General features: G+C 41.9%; 15 protein-coding genes. 10 read left to right on the top strand and 5 right to left on the bottom strand.

Going from position 1 to position 15,517, the window contains the following annotated elements:
- Positions 1-41: 41 nt before the first annotated feature.
- A complete protein-coding gene (locus DBT_RS07915) occupies positions 42-698 on the bottom strand; it encodes a Crp/Fnr family transcriptional regulator (protein WP_067618860.1) in 657 nt (218 codons plus the stop codon).
- Between the two features lie 462 nt (positions 699-1,160).
- Here DBT_RS07915 and DBT_RS07910 point away from each other — a divergent pair, with 462 nt between their 5' ends.
- Genes DBT_RS07910 through rfbD form a run of 3 tightly spaced genes read left to right on the top strand, consistent with a single transcriptional unit; the run spans position 1,161 to position 5,441 of the window.
- Positions 1,161-3,542: an EAL domain-containing protein gene (locus DBT_RS07910; RefSeq protein ID WP_067618857.1), complete on the top strand. Its 2,382-nt coding sequence runs from the start codon at positions 1,161-1,163 to the stop codon at positions 3,540-3,542.
- A 22-nt stretch (positions 3,543-3,564) separates the two neighbouring features.
- A complete protein-coding gene (gene rfbB, locus DBT_RS07905) occupies positions 3,565-4,575 on the top strand; it encodes a dTDP-glucose 4,6-dehydratase (protein ID WP_067618854.1) in 1,011 nt (336 codons plus the stop codon).
- Between the two features lie 8 nt (positions 4,576-4,583).
- The gene (gene rfbD / locus DBT_RS07900) at positions 4,584-5,441 is read left to right on the top strand and encodes a dTDP-4-dehydrorhamnose reductase (protein ID WP_067618851.1); all 858 of its coding nucleotides are present in this window, start codon (positions 4,584-4,586) and stop codon (positions 5,439-5,441) included.
- On the opposite strand, the gene DBT_RS07895 is transcribed toward rfbD, so the two are convergent.
- The 3 genes from DBT_RS07895 to DBT_RS07885 all read right to left on the bottom strand — a co-directional run bounded on the left by DBT_RS07895 (position 5,415) and on the right by DBT_RS07885 (position 7,206).
- A complete protein-coding gene (locus DBT_RS07895) occupies positions 5,415-6,062 on the bottom strand; it encodes a metallophosphoesterase (RefSeq protein ID WP_067618848.1) in 648 nt (215 codons plus the stop codon). The two genes, rfbD and DBT_RS07895, sit on opposite strands and share 27 nt — an antisense overlap.
- A gap of 21 nt (positions 6,063-6,083) precedes the next feature.
- The gene (locus DBT_RS07890; RefSeq protein ID WP_067618844.1) at positions 6,084-6,488 is read right to left on the bottom strand and encodes a pancreas/duodenum homeobox protein 1; all 405 of its coding nucleotides are present in this window, start codon (positions 6,486-6,488) and stop codon (positions 6,084-6,086) included.
- A gap of 370 nt (positions 6,489-6,858) precedes the next feature.
- Positions 6,859-7,206 carry a CGGC domain-containing protein gene (locus DBT_RS07885; RefSeq protein WP_067618840.1) on the bottom strand — a complete coding sequence of 116 codons (348 nt, stop codon included), beginning with the start codon at positions 7,204-7,206 and terminating at the stop codon, positions 6,859-6,861.
- A 485-nt stretch (positions 7,207-7,691) separates the two neighbouring features.
- On the opposite strand from DBT_RS07885, the gene DBT_RS07880 reads away from it, so the two are divergent.
- The 7 genes from DBT_RS07880 (at position 7,692) to trpC (ending at position 13,757) form a co-directional block, all read left to right on the top strand.
- Positions 7,692-8,840, top strand: coding sequence for a 3-deoxy-7-phosphoheptulonate synthase (locus tag DBT_RS07880; protein ID WP_067618836.1), 1,149 nt, complete (start codon positions 7,692-7,694; stop codon positions 8,838-8,840).
- Positions 8,837-9,541 carry a type 1 glutamine amidotransferase gene (locus tag DBT_RS07875; RefSeq protein ID WP_067618833.1) on the top strand — a complete coding sequence of 235 codons (705 nt, stop codon included), beginning with the start codon at positions 8,837-8,839 and terminating at the stop codon, positions 9,539-9,541. Before DBT_RS07880 ends, DBT_RS07875 begins: the two co-directional genes overlap by 4 nt.
- Before the next feature lie 80 nt (positions 9,542-9,621).
- Positions 9,622-11,100, top strand: coding sequence for an anthranilate synthase component I (trpE, locus tag DBT_RS07870; protein ID WP_067618830.1), 1,479 nt, complete (start codon positions 9,622-9,624; stop codon positions 11,098-11,100).
- A complete protein-coding gene (locus tag DBT_RS12105; protein ID WP_153304058.1) occupies positions 11,090-11,257 on the top strand; it encodes a hypothetical protein in 168 nt (55 codons plus the stop codon). The genes trpE and DBT_RS12105 overlap by 11 nt, the downstream gene beginning before the upstream one ends.
- Positions 11,258-11,273: 16 nt before the next feature.
- Positions 11,274-11,846, top strand: a complete 573-nt coding sequence (locus DBT_RS07865) for an anthranilate synthase component II (RefSeq protein ID WP_067618827.1) — start codon at positions 11,274-11,276, stop codon at positions 11,844-11,846.
- 68 nt (positions 11,847-11,914) lie between these two features.
- The gene (gene trpD, locus DBT_RS07860) at positions 11,915-12,949 is read left to right on the top strand and encodes an anthranilate phosphoribosyltransferase (protein ID WP_067618824.1); all 1,035 of its coding nucleotides are present in this window, start codon (positions 11,915-11,917) and stop codon (positions 12,947-12,949) included.
- Positions 12,918-13,757 carry an indole-3-glycerol phosphate synthase TrpC gene (gene trpC, locus DBT_RS07855; RefSeq protein ID WP_067618821.1) on the top strand — a complete coding sequence of 280 codons (840 nt, stop codon included), beginning with the start codon at positions 12,918-12,920 and terminating at the stop codon, positions 13,755-13,757. Before trpD ends, trpC begins: the two co-directional genes overlap by 32 nt.
- Here trpC and DBT_RS07850 read toward each other — a convergent pair.
- A complete protein-coding gene (locus DBT_RS07850) occupies positions 13,666-14,991 on the bottom strand; it encodes an endo alpha-1,4 polygalactosaminidase (RefSeq protein WP_161939937.1) in 1,326 nt (441 codons plus the stop codon). The two genes, trpC and DBT_RS07850, sit on opposite strands and share 92 nt — an antisense overlap.
- Between the last annotated feature and the right edge of the window lie 526 nt (positions 14,992-15,517).

Below are 15,517 nucleotides of genomic sequence, written 5' to 3'. Positions count from 1 at the left end.
CTGACAGTCTATCATTTTTTTGGAGAATTTGAGGGAACTACTTAAAATGTGGAGAAATTTTTGAGCCTATCCAGATCGGGAATTAGAAAGACGCCACGGTTTTTTTTCTGTAAAACATTAGCGCGTTGCATAGAATTAATAATGGTGGAGACTGTTTGACGCGAAGTACAAATAATAGCAGCCAGTTGTTCCATAGTCAAGTCAAGATTTAGAATAACGCCTTCATCAGTAACCTGTCCACTATCTTTTGCTTCCTGTAGAAGGAAATTGATAAGCCTACCTGAAATGTCGTTGAAGACGAGATTTTCAATAATTGAGAAGGATTGTTTGAGTAGTTCACCTAATACACTGATAATGGTCCTAGAGAGTGCAGAATGGGTGGCAATGTAGAGGTGAAATTTTTCTGTTGGCATGGTAAGCAGTGTCACATCTTCCACAGCCTCCACGTATGCTCTAGTATGGGTCGAATATATGTCTCCGGGTTCTAGGATTGCAAGGGAGAATTCTTTATCTTCCAATGCGAGATAAATCCTGACTTTTCCCTTTTTAACTATAAAAATGAGGTCATCACTGTGACCAGGAGTATAGATTAGTTGCCCCTTGCTATAATTTATTTCGCTAAATTCTTGGCAGATTTGAGCATATTCACTACGGCATAGCTCATCTAATAAATTTATTGTGGAAAATTTTTTTTTCATCCTGGCACCATGCTGACAGTAGATCCTTGCAAGGGACAGGCTAGCATCTCAAATAGGTCTAGTCAATTAATGCACTTTAATGTTAGAATAATTATAGTAATTGATGATTTGACTAGTCTTGTTTTTTAAGCGTGATCACAATTGAGAACATCTCGCCAGGTTAAGCTGCTAGGCAATTCATGATGATATCCATCGATTCTAGGAAATTAGAAAGAGTAACGACCCAATATCGTTTTTTATTTTGGGCTAAGTATTTTTCCCTGTGTTAAAGCCCTATCATTTAATAATCTGAAGTTAAATCGAAGAAGATAAAATGTAAACTTTATTTATTTTAAAAAAAGTTTAAAATAGTCTCAAATTAATTTATATAAAAAAATAAAAAATTTAAAGTGCTAATTAATTTTATGCTCAATGGTGTTTATAAAAAATTGTTATGGTTAGAAAAAATTGGAGGAAGAGATAATGAAAGTGGATGTAGAAAAATTTTTTAGGGACATGGCAAATGAAATGGGCTTTGACCAAAGAAAGGTAGATGAAATCAAGAAGTACGTTTGTCTAACCCAAGACGATTTAGATAATATAGCGCTGTTGAGGAATAGAATGAAAGACGATCTACCTCCTGATTTTTGGGAAAGGCTGTATTCAAATCTTATGAAGTTTAAGGATATAAAAAAAATTATTGATGGACAGAATGGTCTTACCCTGTTGAAACATCACCAATCGGAATATTTAAAACAATTAATCTCTGGCAAATATGACAAGGAATATCTGTTAAACAGATCTAGGATAGGGATCTGTCATTATCGTAAAGGAATTGCTCCAGTGGAATTTTTCGGGGCATTCAGCACATATTGTTCTATGATAATTGAGCATATTCAGTCTGAAATGGCAGATAAAGAATTGGCTCTATCCATAATAAGATCTCTATTGAAGATTATATTTTTGGATTTAATAACAATTTTATATTCATATTTTTTCCTAAGGGAAAACAGGCTGTTAAATGCTCAAAAAGACTTAGAGAGATTAAATTGGATTTACTGGATGTTAAGTGAGATCAATTCTCTTATAGTTCGAGCTAAGGACAGGGAATGCCTTTTTAAAGATGCAAGTAAGATTCTAAAAGACCTGGGTGGATTTGACCTTGTATGGATTGGGGTACACGATGCCAAAAAAAATCTACTGGTCCCAGTGGCTGCAGCTGGGAAAAAAGAGTATTTAGACGGGCTTGTCGTATCCACTGATCCCAATGTTCCAGAAGGTTGCGGTCCAGGCGGGATCTCTTTGAGAGAGGGAAGAGTAGTTGTAGTAAACGACATCTTAAAAAATCAGAAATATATACCCTGGAGGGAACGGGCGAGCAGATATGGCTTTCGATCCATGATAAGTTTGCCCCTAAAAGTAGATGAACACCCAATAGGGGCTATCTTGCTCTATTCTAAAAAATGGGCGTTCTTTTCCGACGCAGAAATAAATCTTTTGGAAGAGGTGACAGACGATCTTTCTTTGTCCTTACAATATATAGAAAAAAAGAAACTGGCAGAAAAGGTACTCTTTACTGATGAACTTACAGGACTTGGAAATCTCAACTATTTTATGAATCTTTTGAATGCTCAGGTAAATATTGCCAGAAAGAAAGGTGAAAAGTTTCTTGTATTGTCCCTTGATATCGACAATTTTGGAAACATAAATCACGCCCTTGGATATAATTTAGGAGATCAAATTATTAAGAAGATTTCAAAGAAGTTGAATCAAGTCATAGAAGATGGAGGTGAGGTATGTAGGACCGGTCCTGACGAATTCAGTATAATATATTATGCCACCTATAAAAAGATTGAGACCATAATTGGTGAGCTTAGAAAGATATTTGAGCACTCCATTAGGATAAATGGAGATGAGGTTAGCTTGAGTTTTTCCATTGGATGTGCAATTTACCCCGACGATGCAGAAGATGGATCAGAGCTTATGAATTGCGCGAGTATTGCCTTGAAAGAGGCAAAGAATGAAGGACCTGGTAGTTTAAAGTTTTATTCAAAGGAGATATTTGAGAGGGTCTCATCCCTTTTAAATATGGAAAAAGATTTAAGAAATGCAATTAAAGAAAATCAATTTATATTGTATTTTCAGCCACATATTAGTCTAGAAACTCGAGGAATTCGTGGGGTCGAGGCCCTAATAAGGTGGGTGCATCCAGATCGTGGCATAATTGCCCCATTTGAGTTCATACCCGTACTTGAAGAAACGGGGCTCATTATTGAGGTTGGAAAATGGGTAGTTGAACAGGTGTGCCACTACATTTCAAAGAATGAATTCTGTGATAGAGAGGAGATAGGCATCTCATTTAATGTGTCCCCTGAACAGTTCAAGCAAAAGGGGTTTGAAAAAATGCTGATAGACATAGTACAAAAAAAAGGTGTCGACCCCAAGAGGTTACGGATAGAGGTCACAGAAAGTGCCCTAATGACAGATATTGAAGATTCCTTAAATAAACTTAAAGTACTCAATGACTTTGGTTTCAATATTTCTATCGATGATTTTGGAACCGGATATTCATCTCTTTCCTATTTAAAGAAAATACCCGCATCTCACCTCAAGATAGACATGTCTTTTGTAAGAGGCCTTCCAGACAATAGGGATGACGTTGAAATTATAAAGGCCATAATAGCTCTTGCTAAAAACCTGGGTAAAAAAACCGTGGCAGAAGGAGTTGAAACCAGAGAACAATTGGAATGTCTAGACAAATTTGGAGTAGATGAGGTACAGGGTTATTTTTTCTCAAAGCCCATTCCAAAAGAAGACTGTATGAAGTATATAGAAAGATACCACTCGGACTCATACTTTAAATAAGGAGATGGAGTAATCATTGGGGATGTATAACACTATATTAGTAACAGGTGGTGCAGGATTTATTGGTAGTAATTTTATTCACCTCTTAATCAAGGAGCGGGACTGGAAAGTAGTCAATCTCGACGCCTTGACTTATGCTGGAAACCTTGAAAATCTCAGTTCTCTTGAGGGCAATCCAAGGTATAAATTCGTCCATGGAAGGATTGAGGATAAAGAGCTGGTTGAAGAGGTCATGGATGGGGTAGATGCTGTGGTCCACTTTGCAGCAGAGAGCCATGTGGACAGGTCCATAAAGGATGCTCAGCCCTTTTTAGTGACAAATTGTATTGGAACCCAGACCCTCCTTGATGTGGCAAGAAAAAAGGGGATAAAAAGATTTCTTCATGTGTCTACCGACGAGGTGTATGGAAGCCTTGGGCCAGATGATCCTCCCTTCAGGGAGATTGATCCTCTGAGACCCAATAGCCCTTATGCTGCCTCAAAGGCCTCGTCAGACCTCCTGGTCCGTGCAGCTTTTAAGACACATGGTATGCCTGTGGTAATCACCCGTTGTTCCAACAACTATGGTCCCTATCAATTCCCTGAAAAATTGATTCCCCTTATGACTATAAATGCCATGAATAAAAGGCCTCTTCCTATCTATGGAGATGGAAAGAATATTCGAGACTGGATACATGTGGAAGACCACTGTCGAGGGGTGTTGGCCGTACTAGAAAGGGGAAAGATAGGCGAAGTCTATAATTTAGGTGGAGAGTGTGAAAAGCAAAATATTGAAATAGTCAATACAATTCTGGATATCCTTGGTGCCCCAAAAGATCTTATTCAGTACGTGAAGGATAGACCAGGCCATGACAGGCGCTATGCCATGAATATTGAAAAGGCTAAGGCCGAGCTTGGTTGGACTCCAGTGATTTCGTTTGAAGAAGGCCTTAGAAGCACAATTAATTGGTATATGGAAAACAAGGACTGGTGGGAGCGGATCATATCAGGAGAGTACCGACGTTATTATGAAGAACACTACGGAAACTTGTAGGCGCGTACATGAATAGAGTACTTATAACTGGTGCAAATGGCATGCTTGGTAGGGCGGTTACAGCCGTATTTTCAAGGCATGTAGATGTTGTGAGCCTTGGAAGGAAAGAGCTTGACATCTGTGACGAGGAAGAGGTGAGGGCGGTCTTTGAAGATGAACACCCTGATGTAGTGATCAACTGCGCGGCATACACTGATGTAGACGGAGCAGAGAAAAATTTTGAGGAGGCCTACAGGGTAAATGCGCTAGGGCCAGGCAATATTGCAAGGGCAGCTAAGTTGAACAATGCAAAATTTGTACACATTAGTACGGATTATGTGTTTGATGGTAGTGGGAGCAAACCCTATAGGGAAGATTGTAGAAGGGCACCAATAAATGCCTATGGCAAGACAAAGGCCATTGGGGAAGAGATCATTGAGGAGGAAGGGGGCGAGTTTTTAATTGTCAGGACCTCCTGGCTCTTTGGGCCTTATGGGAAAAATTTTGTTAAAACTATTCTAGGTCTCTCACAGCGCATGAAGGAACTTAGAGTAGTAGATGACCAGAGAGGTTCACCCACCTATACCCATCACTTGGCGGATGGCATTTTTAGGCTCTGTAGCTGCAGAGCAAATGGGATTTTTCATTTTTCAAATACCGGTCACTGTACGTGGTTTGAATTTGCCGAGGAAATTATATCTTTGGCTGGAAAGAACACGAAACTTATACCAGTTTCCACAAAAGAATTTCCTAGAGAAGCACAAAGGCCGTCTTATTCGGTGCTAGATACTACTAAATATCAGTCCACTACAGGCCACAGACCTCCTCATTGGAAAGACGGCCTTCGTGATTATCTACAATTAATAAAGCTTGGCAAAGAGCTTTGAGTCGTCTTGCAATTGAATCTCCACCCATCCTCCATCTTGAAGCATTCCAGGATTGATAACCTTTGTAGGACCTAGATTGATTTCACCTTTTGCCTCATGTATGTGGCCGGTTAAACATAGGTCCGGTTGAACCTCTTCTATGAACTTCCTAACAACCGGGCTGCCCACGCAGACTCCAGCATTGATCTTGTCAAGCCCGGTGTCTTTGGGGGGCGTATGCGATACCAATATGTGTACGTCTGCATCCTTTACACTTTCATACGCGGCCTTGAGAAGGGCTTCTAGTTCCTCCTCTGAGTATTCAATTGGGGTATTAAATGGTGTTACGTTTGATCCTCCACAGCCAAAGATTCCGATTCCATTAAGGATAGTCCCTTTTCCGTGTACGCTTATGCCTTCTTCGTCAAGGAATTCAAGGACTGATGGATGATCTAAATTTCCAGGAACAGCGAGGATGTTGTCAGTTTTGTTTTTAATGGCACTGATTACCTTTTGGGCATCCTCTTTGTTTCCAAAGTTTGTAAGATCTCCTGTTATGATCACGAGGTCAAAATCGTTGAGTGGAATATTGTGAATGGCGTCGACATTCATGTGGATATCTCCAAAGGCGGCAATCTTCATAAAAAAGGACCTCCTTGTTTTTTATTTTTTTTCAATAGTTATTAAAAATGGAATTACATTGACTTTGGGAGCAACTGGAGTAGTGGCGCCGAGCTTCCAGTCTTTAACTGAAAATCCGTCTGGTAAGGCCTTTTCGATCTTCTCTATCATGCCTTTTATGTCTATTATTGGGTGTTTTTCAAAGACTGGCGGCAGCCCATAGGTAAGGCTACACGCCATACACTTTCCAGGCCTCTCTGTAAGTCTAAATTCTAAATTTATCACTGAAGATCCGGGATCAAACCCGTTAAAGCCAAGACTGATGTCGAATGCCCCTTCTTCTGCCCCATCATATAAGGCATCAAAGAATTCATCTGCCCTTGTGGGTGGAAAGAGGTCTTTTAAAAAATCATCATTAAATATTGATTTTATTTTGTCAGAGTTCAAAGCTTACCTTCTCCTCCTTTCCTTGATTCTTAGGGGGGAATGGGCCCAAAAAAGTTTACAATATGAGGTAAATGCGGTTTAGGTGGGAAGGTGATCTGTTTTTCGGCTGAAATGATCACCAATCCACATCTAAAACGTAGAGCTGGTATGGAATATCTTGAAATCGTTTTATTCATCGAAGAACTATGGTCAAGGTTTAAACCTGAATTTTGCATTATAAAAGCAAAAGATATATCTCAATATTTGATATCAAATATATTAAAGATTTTTTGCTCAACTAGTTATAGTGCAGGGGACCTGGCGTTTTCTATCTACGCCTTCGCCCCCTTGCATTGGTCTTTCAGCAAATTTGACAATAGCACGATTCAGTTTAAGCAAAATCGTGGGTACCAACTACAACTTTTAATCCGGTTTTTTCCTCCAGGAGTTTTGGGAGTTCCTCTAGGTTGTGGTTTTTACAGAGTGGAACTGCCTTTGTAATACAATTAGTTAGGTGTATGACGTCAAAATCCGTGCGTTTTTTCGTGGCTCCAACATTATTGATTAAGGCTCTACCAGGACATGAGCATCTCAAAAAACCGACTACCTTGACTTCGTCATCATAATCCTTAAAGGCACCCCTTTTTTCAGCTGCTGCCGTAAGACACTTCCAATCAGAAGGGCAATCATAGGAATCCCTCATATAGGAACCACAGCCTACAATTAGCACTCTTGGCATAAGAAACACCTCCTTTTTTGGATTTTCAAGAATTAAGATTAATGTGAATTATATTGCCAGTGCCTAGCCCGTGCAATACACAGGTGAAAGCAATCGCAAACTGGTTTCATCGGTTTTTAGCAGCAATAAATACAAAAGTCCAGGATTTTTTATTGAGTACAATTTTGTAGATTTTGATAAATTTTATTTTGATATTTATAAAAAATATTTATGTTGTCTCTTTTGCTTAAGTCTTGTTTTTTTATTGATAACTAGTATATGTTTTGTAATTATCTATAAACAAATCTTTTTTATGAATAGATTTGAAGTGCATAATATGGGATCATGTATTTTTTGCTCCCTTTTGCAGCCCTTAGGGATTGGCGATTTTACTCGGGTCTCTTTTATAGGAAGGAGATGAGGTCAAGTCGGGCTTTACCAATTAACAGAGGAGTGTTACTCATTTTAAAAAAAGTTAGATAGACAAAAACAATGGAGTGTAAGAGATGATAATTATACTGAAACCAGATATAGATCCCTCTGGGGTAGAGATACAAAATATATTGGGATATTTGAGACAGTTTCCTGATATAAAGACGCAGATTTCAGGGGTTAGGGGGACAAGTAGAGTCGTCACTGAGATTTATCTAATTGGTCCAACCCACGATATACCCTCAGAAGTTATTGAAAAGATGCCCGGCGTCGAGAGAGTAGTCAGAGTGTCCAGTAAATACAGACAGATTGGTCGCCATGGAGGGCAGCTAGGAGAACTGGGTTTTGTCTATCAGGGCCTTGAATTCAATCAAGACGCCTTTCACATATTTCTTGGCCTTTGTGCTGTTGATACCCCTGAACACGTAGAAATCATTTTTAGGCATCTCAAGCAGCACAATATTCAGACCGCAAGAATGGGGGCCTATAAACCGAGGACCAGCCCCTACGATTTTCAAGGCCATGGAAAGGCCTGTCTTCCATGGTTATTTGAACTCGCCGGCAAATATGATATCAAGATCATTGCAATGGAGGTCCTGAGGCCGGAGCATATTGATGAAATCCATGAGGCACTCCAAGAGACTGGCAACCCAACAGGGGTAATGCTCCAGATTGGTACAAGAAACGCCCAGAATTTTGAACTACTAAAGGCTGTAGGGTCTCAGAGTACCTATCCTATTCTTTATAAACGGGGTATGGGTCTTACCCTTGAAGAGAGCCTCAATGCCTGTGAATACATAGCAAGTGAGGGAAACAGAAATATCGTATTTTGTCTTCGTGGCGTGAAGTCAATGTTGGGCCTACCTCATAGGAATCTTATAGACTTCGGGCATGTTCCAGTAGTTAAAAGGCTTACACGTCTGCCTGTATGTGTTGATCCCACCCATTCAGTCGGTCTAAAGGATAGGGCCCCTGACGGTATCTATGATATTTTCCATGCGGCTGCCCAGGGGGTGATTTCTGGGGCAAATATGCTTTTAGTAGAGTTTCATCCAAGGCCGGAGCAGGCCCTATGTGATGGGCCTCAGGCATTGACCATGAACGAGCTTGACCACTTCTTGGCAGATATGCAACTTGTAAGGAAGTGTTATCTTGAAAGAAAGGCACTTGGAGAAAGAGAACTCTTTCGTCAGCTTGGAAAAGGGGGACTAAATAAATCATGAAATTGCATTATCTACAGCATGTCCCTTTTGAGGGACCCGGCTCTATTTTGGATTGGGCCCAAGACAGGGGCCTAGAAGTGTCCCACACAAGATTATATGCCAAAGAATCCCTCCCGGCACCAGATTCTTTCGATATTCTGGTTGTCATGGGAGGACCCATGGGGGTATGTGACATTGATGACTATCCGTGGCTCAATGAAGAAAAACAGTTTTTGAAGGATGTTATGGCAAAGGATAAATGTGTTCTCGGCATATGCCTTGGGGCACAACTTATGAGTGAAGCATTAGGAGGTGTGGTGAGGAAAAATAAATATAAAGAGGTGGGCTGGTTCCCTGTCTCGCTTACGCCGCTTGCCTGGGATCATCCGATTTTTAAAGGAATCGATGCTACTTTTGAAGCGCTTCACTGGCATGGAGATACCTTTTCTATCCCAGAAGGGGCAATTCACATTGCCTCAAGTGAAGGTTGTGCAAATCAGGCCTTCCTCTACGGAGAAAAAGTACTCGGACTACAGTTTCACCTGGAGACTACTGAAGATAGCCTAAAACAGATAATGGAAGGAAGCCCCGAAGACATGGAAGATGAGGGGCCGTTTGTGCAAAAGAAAGAGGTTATTTTAGAAAAGGCAAAGCAAAGGCTTGAAGGGCTTCGACATAACCTTTATAAACTTATGGATAGACTTAAGGAAATGTGTAAGTGATGGATAAGACCCAACAAGGTCTTACAGAGACAGTAAGTTATAGGAGGCTTGCTGCTCTAAATTCTGTGAGTGGTTAAAAGATGATAGTACCTGACTATAAAGGCTTTCTGGATGCCGCTAAGGAATCAAACGTTATACCAGTCTTGAAGACCATAGATGTGGATTTTGACACTCCGGTATCACTGTTCTCAAAGGTGGACGGAGGTGATTACTCTTTTCTGCTCGAAAGCCTGGAAGGTGGAGAAAAGTTTGGCCGATACAGCCTTATAGGATTGAGACCCTATATGATTTTTAGGGCAAAGGGAAGAGACCTCTGGATTGAAAGGCGAGGAAAGACGGAGGCCATAACTGACGTAAATCCACTAAAGGTCCTCCAGGAGCTATTCGGGGGCTTTAAGGCCAAGACTTATGAGGACCTTCCTCGTTTTTTCGGAGGAGCAGTTGGGTATCTTGCCTATGATATAATTAAACTCATTGAAAAGAGGATACCCGATCAACTTCCCGACACGGCAGGATTTCACGACATCCACCTGATGTTTCCGGAGATTCTCCTTGTACATGACAATTTAAAGCTTCAGCTAAAGATCATATACAATTGTTTCCTTGAAGATGGTGATGATCTTGAGGAGACATATAAACAGGCAATCAGAACCATTGAAGGCGTGGAGAGACGAATCAGGCGCGGTATCGATTACCCAGCCATCAGTATGGCTACCCCTTCAAGGGTGGAACTAAAGCCTGAGATGGAAAAGGAACGATTTGAGGAGATCGTACGGAGGGCAAAGGATTATATCCGCGCAGGTGATTGCATTCAAATAGTACTTTCCCAGAGATTTTCCGGAAAAAATTCTATTGATCCCTTCCATATCTACAGGACATTAAGGCGTATTAATCCTTCTCCATACCTCTTTTACCTCACCCTCGGCGATGAGGTCCTTATAGGATCATCGCCGGAGATCCTGGTGAGACTCACAGGCAATGAGGTCTATGTACGTCCTATTGCAGGCACGAGACCAAGGGGAAGGACAGAAGAAGAAGACAAGAAATTGGAGCAAGACCTGTTAAAAGATCCAAAAGAGCGTGCAGAACACCTTATGCTCGTTGATCTCGGAAGAAATGATATCGGAAGGGTCTCCAAGATGGGGACAGTCAAGGTAAAGGATCTTCTCACAGTGGAACGCTATTCCCACGTAATGCACCTGGTGTCAGGGGTAGTAGGCCAGCTTGAAAAAGGGAAAGATATGTTCGATTGCCTTACGGCGTGTTTCCCAGCAGGCACTGTATCAGGTGCGCCGAAGATAAGAGCCATGGAGATCATTGAGGAACTTGAGGGAGTACGGCGTGGCCCATATGCAGGTGCAGTGGGATATTTTGGTTTTGGCGGGAACATGGACCTTGCCATAACCATTAGGACATTGTTTCAAAAGAAGGATATGCTATACCTTCAGGCCGGGGCTGGCATTGTGGCAGACTCCGATCCTGAGAAGGAATGGCAGGAGACCATCAATAAGGCAAAGGCCCTGATGCGGGCAGTGGAAAAGACGGGTTATGAATTGTAGCATAAAAAAAATATTTATTGTATTGGCCGTATTGGGTGCAAGTGCATGTATGTTGACCTCTTGCGCCCTAGTGACCACACCTGTCGAAGTTGCTGGCGAGGTGGTAAAGACAGGTGTCAAAGTAGCGACGTATCCCATTAGAAAGGCAGTGGATTAAGGAAGAAGTCAAGGCCATGTTACTGATTATAGATAACTATGATTCTTTTACCTATAACCTTGTCCAGGTCATTGGGGGAATGGGCTATGATCTCATGGTAAAGAGAAACGATGAGATTACCATTCAAGAGATAAAAGAAATTGCTCCCAGCCATCTACTCATTTCCCCAGGGCCTTGTACACCCAATGAGGCAGGGATCTCTGTGGAGGCAATAAGGGAATTTGCAGGTTCAATTCCCATTCTGGGTGTGTGTCTCGGCCACCAGTCTATTGGAGTGGCCTTTGGAGGTAAGGTGGTTCGAGCAGACAGACTCATGCATGGTAAGACCTCCATGATCACACATGATGGAAGGGGTGTATTCAGTGGACTTACCAATCCATTTGAGGCCATGCGTTATCACTCGCTTCTGGTGGATGAAAGCACCCTTCCAGAATGTCTCTATGTTACGGCAAGAAGTGAGCGAGATGAGCTTATGGGAATTAGGCATAAGGAACTTTTGGTAGAAGGTGTACAGTTTCACCCAGAATCCATAATGACTCCAGAAGGCGGGAAGCTACTGAAAAATTTCATGGAGCAGAGGAGCTTTTAGAAGTTTTGAGTTTTGAGTGTTGAGTTTTGAGTTGAAGGAACTTTGAACCTAATTTAGAGGACCTAGCAATGGAGGATGTCATTCGACTTTGCATTGATAAGTTGGTAGAGGGCCAGGACCTCAGTGAAACCGAGTCAGAAAAGGCATTCCTTGAGATCATGGAGGGAAGGGCTACCCAGGCCCAGATAGGTGCGCTCCTCATGGGGCTTAGAATTAAGGGCGAGACCCCAAAGGAGATCTTGGGGGCTGCAAGGGTAATGAGGAGGCTTGCCACCAAGATCCCTGTGAGAATTGAGGGGAGCGAACCCGTCATGGATACATGCGGCACAGGGGGGGATGGATCTTCCACATTCAACATATCAACCACTGTGGCCTTTGTGGTGGCAGGTGGTGGGGTGAAGGTTGCAAAGCATGGCAATAGGTCCATAACCAGCAAATCCGGAAGCGCAGATTGCCTTGAGGCCCTTGGCAAGGATTTGAATTTGACTCCTGAAGATGTTGCAAGGGAGATAGAAGACGTAGGCATAGGATTTTTATTCGCCCCAAATCTTCATCCTGCCATGCGATATGCTGCAGGCCCAAGGAGAGAATTGGGGATAAGGACAATCTTTAATGTTCTAGGGCCGTTAACAAATCCTGCAGGAGCCACTGTGCAACTAATGGGGGTCTTTTCAAAGGAATTGTGTCCTGTTCTCTGTGAGGTGCTGGGAATGTTGGGGGCCAAATGTGCTTGGGTGGTTCACGGCCATGGCGGACTTGATGAAATGAGCCTTTCCGGACCAACTACTGTGGCTCAGTGGGACGGCGAAAAGATTGAAGAATTCGAAGTCGTTCCAGAGGATGTGGGCTTAGCGAGGGCAGGTATTGAGACCCTTGTTGGAGGCGATGCACAGGAAAATGCCGAGATTTTGAGGGAAATTCTTTCTGGAAGGGAAAAGGGCCCTAAAAGGGACGTAGTACTCCTCAATGCAGGGGCAGCCTTTGTCATTTCAGGCAAGGCCAAGGATCTAAAAGAGGGCGTAGAGCTCTCAAAGGAGATTATCGATTCAGGAAAGGCATTGAAGGTTTTAGATGCATATCTTAGATACAATCATTCAGCATAAAAAAGAGGAGATCCAGGCCCTTAAGAAAAAGGGCATAGAGGAAGTTTTTGACGGCTCTTTTGAGCGATTGAGTTTTTTCGACGCATTAAAAAATCCCCCACACCCTGGGATTATAGCAGAGGTAAAAAAGGCCTCGCCGTCAAAGGGCGTAATTCGAGAAGACTTCCGTCCCCTTGACATAGCAAAATATTACGAAGAATCAGGGGCAAGGGCCATCTCAGTCCTAACTGATGAAAGGTTCTTTCAGGGAAGAAAAGAATACTTGAGCACCATAAAGGCAAATGTAAGCATCCCATGTCTTAGAAAGGACTTTATAATCGATCATATCCAGGTAGAGGAATCCAATGCCCTTGGAGCAGATGCAATACTTTTGATCGTTGCGTGTCTGGAAATATCACTTTTAAAAGAGTTGCTTCACCATGTGGAAGAGCTAGGCATGGATGCCCTTGTAGAGGTACACGACGAGCGGGAGGCAGAGCAGGCGCTCAAGGCAGGGGCAAGGATAATTGGTATTAATAATAGAGATCTCAGGGACTTTTCAGTTTCCCTTGATACTACATTTAGGGTAATGGAAGCTCTTCCTTCAGATACCATAGTTGTAAGTGAGAGCGGCATAGGATCGACAGAGGCATTCAAGCGGCTGATTGAGCATGGGGTACACGGGGCCTTGATCGGAGAGAGTTTTATGAGAGACCCTGAACTTCTAAGAGAGTTCGTTAGTATCGGACACGTTTCAAGGTGCCACAAGGAATACGCCAGGCGTCCAGGTCCTGGTGTTTTTTCAAAAAGTCAAAGCCAAATGAGTTAGCCAGGGTACAAAATTGTTCTGGTTGAAGGATGTATTCTACTCCAAAAACGGCCTTTCCATGTTCAATAAAAGGCAAAAGAAGTTCGCATTCTCCATGAGAGAAACACTCTTCATTCAATGCCCAATCGAAAAAAGGCTCCAGGTCTTTTACCTGCTCTAGATCGTTTTTAAGCCCTATGGAAAGCCCACGTTTATGGGCTTCTGAGGAAAGCCAGATGTTGTAATGGAGTTGATCATCGTAAGTTATTGGGAATCCGCTGTCATTTAAATAGGCATCTACATTATCAGGTTCCACTCCATCGCATCCTTTTGATACGGCAAGATCCAGACGGGCCTTTATTATTGGGGCAAGGGTATCCAATTTTCTTATGTCGAGCCACTTTTCATCAGGCCTGTCTTCAAGATTTTTTTCCAACAGAGATTTTGGAAATAGGTCAGCATCAGGCCGCCAGTTTTCATAGGTCCCAGCGCTAAAATAGCAGATAACTATCCGTCCTTTTTTGTGTAGTTCAGAAATAGTTTCGACTGGCGTATTAAAAAGATCAATGTCAAACATCCTTGCATCAATAGTGGTGTCAATTGGGCCTGTGAGCTGCCACTGCCAGGAAGTGCCTGGTGAAAGTGCTTTTATGTCGGCGATTCTGAAGTATTCGATATTGGAGTATACATATCCGCCTTTTGAGTCTTTTGCTCCAATTGCAATAAAATATTGGCTTTGTTTGGGTAGAGTCGCTTCTAAAGACGTTGTTTTCCCCAGATCAACAGATGCGATTGGATCCATTTGGGGATATGGGGCGTAGAAGAGTACATATTTTTCAGGCTTAAAGTTTGCACTCCACTGTGCCATTACAGTATTTCCGTAAAGCTGAAGATTAAGAATGATAGAGTTTTCTTTGCCACATTCACCAGGATAGGCCACATTGACACCGTTTGAGTTTGCCATGCATGCATTTGAGTAGGTCCTGCCGTCACAGCCATATACTGGATCATATAGTTGTATGCACATCTGGGGTTTGGGCCTACAAAGCCCTTTTGAAGAGCACTTATTCTTCCAACAAAATTGTTCTTGCGAACAGTCAGCATTCGATGCGCATACATGAGAATTCCCACATTGTCTTTCGTTAAAGAGAGTCCATGCGTCACAGCTAAGACCGTCTGTGAACAAGCAATCTCCGCTGCTTAATTCATATTTTCCACCAAGATCATTGCAAAATACCGCAGCCGGATTTGGCAAAGCAAAAGCCCCTGAGATGGTTAAGAATGAGAACAGAATGAAAAAGAAATAAGATTGGATCAAATTTGTTTTTATAATTTTGCCACCTCCATAGTTTGGGTAAATATTTTCACTTATAAAGTCTATCATGAATTCTGAAGATAGAAAAATAGAATGATTGTTTTCACAAGAAAAGTCTATACTCTGGGATAATCTCAAAAAATATTTTAACCATAAAGAATTGGATAGAGAGTAGTGGAAGGGCGGAGAGGTTCACCGCCCTTCATATCATTAGGTGGCTATTCCTATTTTAACAGCCCAGATAAGATCTTAGATGATAGAACGGAATAGTCCTCCGCATTTATTTCTCGGATACCTATCTTTGAATAAGGCACTTTAGGCACTGTGATCACATAATAATCTCTCCATATATTGTCTTTCTTAGAAACACTCATTATAAAGTTCATATCATATTCAGAACGATTTTGATTGTCCTGTTTGATGACATGGACATTAGTTGTAAAACTCGTATTATTACATAAATAGA

The organism is Dissulfuribacter thermophilus, assembly GCF_001687335.1.
In the GTDB taxonomy this organism is placed as follows: Bacteria; Desulfobacterota; Dissulfuribacteria; order Dissulfuribacterales; family Dissulfuribacteraceae; genus Dissulfuribacter; species Dissulfuribacter thermophilus.
Note: the sequence above shows the minus strand (reverse complement) of the source record. Positions and strands in the feature narration are given on the sequence as shown.

Excerpts from the sequence above, each read along its gene's own strand:
- DBT_RS07915 (WP_067618860.1), bottom strand. The coding sequence starts at position 698 with ATGAAAAAAAAATTTTCCACAATAAATTTATTAGATGAGCTATGCCGT.
- DBT_RS07910 (WP_067618857.1), top strand. The coding sequence starts at position 1,161 with ATGAAAGTGGATGTAGAAAAATTTTTTAGGGACATGGCAAATGAAATG.
- rfbB (WP_067618854.1), top strand. The coding sequence starts at position 3,565 with ATGTATAACACTATATTAGTAACAGGTGGTGCAGGATTTATTGGTAGT.
- rfbD (WP_067618851.1), top strand. The coding sequence starts at position 4,584 with ATGAATAGAGTACTTATAACTGGTGCAAATGGCATGCTTGGTAGGGCG.
- DBT_RS07895 (WP_067618848.1), bottom strand. The coding sequence starts at position 6,062 with ATGAAGATTGCCGCCTTTGGAGATATCCACATGAATGTCGACGCCATT.
- DBT_RS07885 (WP_067618840.1), bottom strand. The coding sequence starts at position 7,206 with ATGCCAAGAGTGCTAATTGTAGGCTGTGGTTCCTATATGAGGGATTCC.
- DBT_RS07880 (WP_067618836.1), top strand. The coding sequence starts at position 7,692 with ATGATAATTATACTGAAACCAGATATAGATCCCTCTGGGGTAGAGATA.
- DBT_RS07875 (WP_067618833.1), top strand. The coding sequence starts at position 8,837 with ATGAAATTGCATTATCTACAGCATGTCCCTTTTGAGGGACCCGGCTCT.
- trpE (WP_067618830.1), top strand. The coding sequence starts at position 9,622 with ATGATAGTACCTGACTATAAAGGCTTTCTGGATGCCGCTAAGGAATCA.
- DBT_RS12105 (WP_153304058.1), top strand. The coding sequence starts at position 11,090 with ATGAATTGTAGCATAAAAAAAATATTTATTGTATTGGCCGTATTGGGT.
- DBT_RS07865 (WP_067618827.1), top strand. The coding sequence starts at position 11,274 with ATGTTACTGATTATAGATAACTATGATTCTTTTACCTATAACCTTGTC.
- trpD (WP_067618824.1), top strand. The coding sequence starts at position 11,915 with ATGGAGGATGTCATTCGACTTTGCATTGATAAGTTGGTAGAGGGCCAG.
- trpC (WP_067618821.1), top strand. The coding sequence starts at position 12,918 with ATGCATATCTTAGATACAATCATTCAGCATAAAAAAGAGGAGATCCAG.